The sequence below is a fragment of the Pseudomonas sp. genome, assembly GCF_030147005.1.
GTDB lineage: Bacteria > Pseudomonadota > Gammaproteobacteria > Pseudomonadales > Pseudomonadaceae > Aquipseudomonas.
Window position 1 is genome coordinate 1 of sequence record NZ_JASLAW010000237.1, and the last position, 4,464, is coordinate 4,464.

The 4,464-nt window shown below is 60.2% G+C and carries 4 protein-coding genes; 2 read left to right on the top strand and 2 right to left on the bottom strand.

Annotation, left to right across the window (positions count from 1 at the left end; all coding sequences use genetic code 11):
- Positions 1–192, bottom strand: a 192-nt coding sequence (locus Q1V60_RS22350) for a hypothetical protein (protein WP_300634902.1), incomplete at its 3' end; no start/stop codon positions are given.
- On the opposite strand from Q1V60_RS22350, the gene Q1V60_RS22355 reads away from it, so the two are divergent.
- Together Q1V60_RS22355 and Q1V60_RS22360 are read left to right on the top strand one after the other, a co-directional pair.
- Positions 192–1,115 (top strand): SdiA-regulated domain-containing protein, encoded by a 924-nt coding sequence (locus Q1V60_RS22355; protein ID WP_300634904.1) that lies wholly within the window; start codon positions 192–194, stop codon positions 1,113–1,115. The two genes, Q1V60_RS22350 and Q1V60_RS22355, sit on opposite strands and share 1 nt — an antisense overlap.
- A 121-nt stretch (positions 1,116–1,236) precedes the next feature.
- On the top strand, positions 1,237–2,145 hold the full coding sequence (locus tag Q1V60_RS22360; protein ID WP_300634906.1) for an SdiA-regulated domain-containing protein: 909 nt from the start codon (positions 1,237–1,239) through the stop codon (positions 2,143–2,145).
- Here Q1V60_RS22360 and Q1V60_RS22365 read toward each other — a convergent pair whose 3' ends face one another.
- Positions 2,146–4,092, bottom strand: coding sequence for an autotransporter domain-containing protein (locus Q1V60_RS22365; RefSeq protein ID WP_300634908.1), 1,947 nt, complete (start codon positions 4,090–4,092; stop codon positions 2,146–2,148).
- Between the last annotated feature and the right edge of the window lie 372 nt (positions 4,093–4,464).

Here is a 4,464-nt window from a genome sequence, read left to right on the forward strand (position 1 = left end):
CGCAGGTTTTTCTGCTTTAGCGCTTAACTGACCGGCATTAGGGCAAGCCTCCTCCTGCATCGGTTGGCGTGTGCCGCATCTGTCGGCTTTTGCATTTTTTTCACACGCCGCCCGGATAATCCCGAACTTCTCGCGCAGGCCTTTGGATCCTGTGCTATCCCCCAACAGCTGACCTTCCGGAAAAGCGCTCAATGGCCGTGCCCCTGCCCACCTCCAAACCTACGCTTCGTTCGCGCTTGTCCATGCGCTGGTATTCCTGGGTGTTTCTGGCCGGTGTGATTCTGTATGGCATAGCCTGGGCCATGCACTGGGACGATCGCGGTGTGTTGTGGATGCTGGAGCGCTTTGAGAGCCCGGCCGAACGCCGCGAGAGTGTGTGGTTGCCGGACTACCACACGGTCATCGATGCCAAGGTGCTGCCGGGCATGGAGAAGGATGAAGCCTCGGACCTGGCCTACAACCCGCAGACCAAAACCCTGTTCTCGGTCATGGGCAAAAACCCATTCCTGGTGGAGCTGAGCCTGCAAGGCGACGTACTGCGCAAAATGCCGCTCAATGGCTGGAACAATCCGGAAGGCGTGACGGTGATGGAGAACGGCCTGATGGCCATTGTCGACGAGCGTCAGCACAGCCTGACGGTGGTGAAGGTCGACGCCGGCACCCAGCAATTGAATATCGCTGACTTTAAAACCTACGACCTGGGGCCGTCCAAAGACCAGAACAAGGCCTTTGAAGCCATTACCTGGGACAAACGCAACCAGCAACTGGTGCTGGGTGAAGAGCGCCCACCTGCATTGTTTACCTGGAAAAGCGATGGCAGCACGCTGACTGGCGACAAGCAAAAACTGGCCAATAGCGAACTGGATATGCGCAACCTCTCGGCGCTGGCCATCGACCCGCGTACCGGGCACTTGCTGGTGCTGTCGGCCGACTCCCACCTGCTGCTGGAGCTGGACGAGAAGGGCGAGCAAGTCAGCTTCATGACCTTGCTGGGCGGTTTCAACGGCCTGAAGGACACCATCCCGCGTGCCGAAGGCGTGACCATGGATGAAAACGGCAACCTGTACATGGTCAGCGAGCCGAACTTGTTCTATCGTTTTGAAAAACAGAAATAACTGACGAATCACGTCAGATTTTTCTTTATAAACGGCATTCGCCAGACAGTCCGGCGCGTTTAAGTTTAAATTCAGGCGACCTTGATATCTATTTGCCAGTTTTTTCACTGAGCCCGCCCCGATGCGCCGACTTGCACGTCCCAAACCTGCTGTTTTCATCCTGCTGTTGCTTGCCTTGGTTGCCGCCGGGGTGGTTGCGCAGCAGTTCCGCCTGTTCGAGCGTGCCTGGTTCAATTGGCAGGCATGGCACCAGCCGACGGATAAACGCGCCATAGGCCTGGCGGATTACCGCGTCTCCCTGGAAGGCCAGGTGATCGAAGGGCTCGACGACGATGTTTCAGCCCTCACCTACGACCCGGTGCGCAAAAGCCTGTTTACCGTCACCAATAAAAACGCTGAGTTGGTCGAGTTGTCCCTGCAAGGCAAGATCCTGCGGCGTATTCCCCTGGTGGGGTTTGGCGATGCCGAAGCGGTGGAGTTCATCAGCGACAATATTTACGTGATCAGTGATGAGCGCCAACAGCGGCTGATCAAAGTGCATGTGGACGACGACACGCAATTTCTTGATGCCGCCGATGCGGAGCAAATGACCCTGGGCGTGCACATCGGCAGCAACAAGGGGTTTGAGGGCTTGGCCTATGACTCGGTGGGCAAGCGCCTGTTTGTCGCCAAGGAACGCGACCCGATGGTGATTTATGAGGTGCACGGCTTTCCCCATTTCAAAGCGGAAAAAACCTACTCGGTGCACGTGATCAACAACCCGAAGCGCGATGCGGGGTTGTTCGTGCGCGACCTGTCGAGCCTGCAATATGACGAGCGCAGCGGCCATTTGCTGGCGCTCTCGGATGAGTCGTTTCTGGTGCTGGAGCTGGACATCAACGGTCGCCCGCTGAGCAGTTTGTCGCTGCTCAACGGGCGCCATGGCCTGAAAAAACGCGTGCCTCAGGCCGAAGGGATCGCCATGGACGACGAGGGCACCCTGTACCTCGTCAGTGAGCCGAACCTGTTCTACGTGTTCAAAAAGCCCTGATCAGAACATCCACTGCACGCCCAGCGAGTAGCCGGTCTGGCTGCCCTCGGCATGCCCGAGCCGTCCGTTCACTTCGGCGTATACCCCCAACTGTGGGGTAATCGCCAGTTGGCTGCCGATCTGCGCGCGGCCAAAGCTTTTGTCGACTGAGCCCAATTTGGCGGTGCGGGCCTGGCCGTCGGCGCGGGCGGTCAGTTGCAGGTCGTCGAGACGCCCGTCGGCCAACTCCTTGACCCATGCGATATTGCCGTAAGGCATCAGGCTCAGGCCGTAAGGCAGGGCGACGGCACCGCGCACGCGCCAACCCAGGCTGGCTTCCAGCGAGTCGAACGACTGTTCTTCATAGTCCAGCGCGGTGCGCAGGTTCTGCTTCTCGTGGAACTGATCGATGCGGTAGTGGCTGTAATCGAGCCCGGCAAACGGTCCGCTCTGGATGGCACCAAAATCGAAGTCATAGCCGCCCAACACCCGCGCGCCCAAGGACAACGCGTCAGTCTTGCCGGTCAGTTGCTGGTTGAGCAGCACCGGCCCGCCGTTGGCCTGGATCAGCAGGTTTCGTTGGGTATCAAAGCGCGTATGGCCGGCGCTCAGGTCTCCGGCCAGCCAGCTCGGCCCACCGTCGTTGAGCAGGGCGTAGACGGCGGCCTGCCAGGTGTCGCTGTCGAGCTTGCCGCGGTGTTCCAACCTGTCGCGGCCGTTGCGGTAGCTCAGGCTGGCGCCGATGTTCAGGGATGAGCTCAGCTGGTAGTCGCCCAGCGCATGCACGCCCAGCTGCCGAGCCTCGGGGTTGGGCGCGCGGTCGAAACCGCTGTCCGGGTTGTATTCGCCGTCCACGCCGATCTCGCCATCGAAGCTGCCCACTTCGCGACTGGCCGACTGCAAGGTCAGCCAGCGCCGGTCGTGCAGGCGCACGCTGGCCTGATGCTGGCGCTGCAGATTGTCTTGCATGTTGCGTGCGACGGCACCGCCCGAGGCGGTCGAGGCCATTAAGTCGGCGTTGGTCAGTTCCAGCACCAGGCGGCTGAGCAGGCGCGAATAGTCGCGCAGGCGCTGGTCGATGCGCGCCTGGCCGAACGCATCGGTAAGCACGGCTTTGTTGTCTTCGCTGGGGTCGTGCCAGGTTGAGCCGCCGGGAATTTTCGGATTGTCGGTCTGGGTGTAGCCGTCCAGGTCGCCCAGCTCCCAATTGGTGGCCTCGATATACAGGATCGGGATATTCAGCGGTTCGAACGGTTCGCCATCGCTGCAACAGCCGGTGCCCTTGGGGTATTGCGGGTCCAGGCCGGGGTTGGTGAACAAGGGGATATTCAGCTCCCTGGCGATCTGAAAAGTGTGTTCGCGCAACGCGGCCAGGTTGGGGTTGGCCGTGCTGTTCTGACCGGCGTGGGCGTACATCATGTCGCCGGTGATCAGGCTGTCGAGGTTAATCATCGCGAGCATATTGGCGCGCTGGCTTGCGCTCAGGGAATCGACAAAGGCCTTGGAGCCCCGCAAGCCTTCCTCTTCGGCGCCGAAGCCGACCACCTGCAAGCCATTTTCCAGTTGCAGCCCGCCCAGGTTCTTCGCCACCTCGGTCAGCACGCTGGCGCCGGAGCCGTTGTCATCCAGGCCTTGCAGGGTGGGGCGACCAAAGTAGGTGTCGAAATGCGCGCCTATCACCACGTACTGCGGTTTGGTGCCTGCGGCGTAGGCGACCACGTTCTGCGAGGCGCGACTGCCGTTGTTCCAAGTGAAGTTCTGGCGGCTGACGGTATACGCCGTACCCATCTGGCTCTGCATCCAATCGGCGGCACCGACGAAGTTGGCCGTGCCGCGATACCGGCCAGGGTAGTCGTTGATCAGTTTTTCCAGGGTGGTGTTGGCATGCTGGCCGTAATCGTAAGCCTGGGTATGCGTTGACAGCAGGGCACCGGCAACGCTGATGGCGAGGGCTAGAGGCTTTATCACAAGGTCTTCCTTGAGGTGATGGGAGTGTTCAAGCCCAGACCCTTTGCACAATGCGCGCCTCATTCCATGGGCGGCTGCGAATTGGCGCATTGTTAAACGCGTGGGTCGCTTGGTTGTAATTTGTAACGGATTGAATACCAGACGGGGTGCCGCATGCCGTGACGGAGCGCACGGTTTTGGCGGGGAGTGCTGCGAAAGGTAGCGTTTTTGTTACATATTCAGGCACCTACCACTGTGGGAGCGGGCTTGCCCTAATGCCGGTCAGTTAAGCGCTAAAGCAGAAAAACCTGCGACCTGTGGCGAGGGAGCTTGCTCCCGTTGGGGCGCGAAGCGGCCCCAAAAATGGGACTGCTACGCAGTCCAGCGGGAGCA

Bases quoted from the DNA above. Each gene is read 5' to 3' on its own strand.
- Q1V60_RS22355 (WP_300634904.1), top strand. From the start codon at position 192: ATGGCCGTGCCCCTGCCCACCTCCAAACCTACGCTTCGTTCGCGCTTG.
- Q1V60_RS22360 (WP_300634906.1), top strand. From the start codon at position 1,237: ATGCGCCGACTTGCACGTCCCAAACCTGCTGTTTTCATCCTGCTGTTG.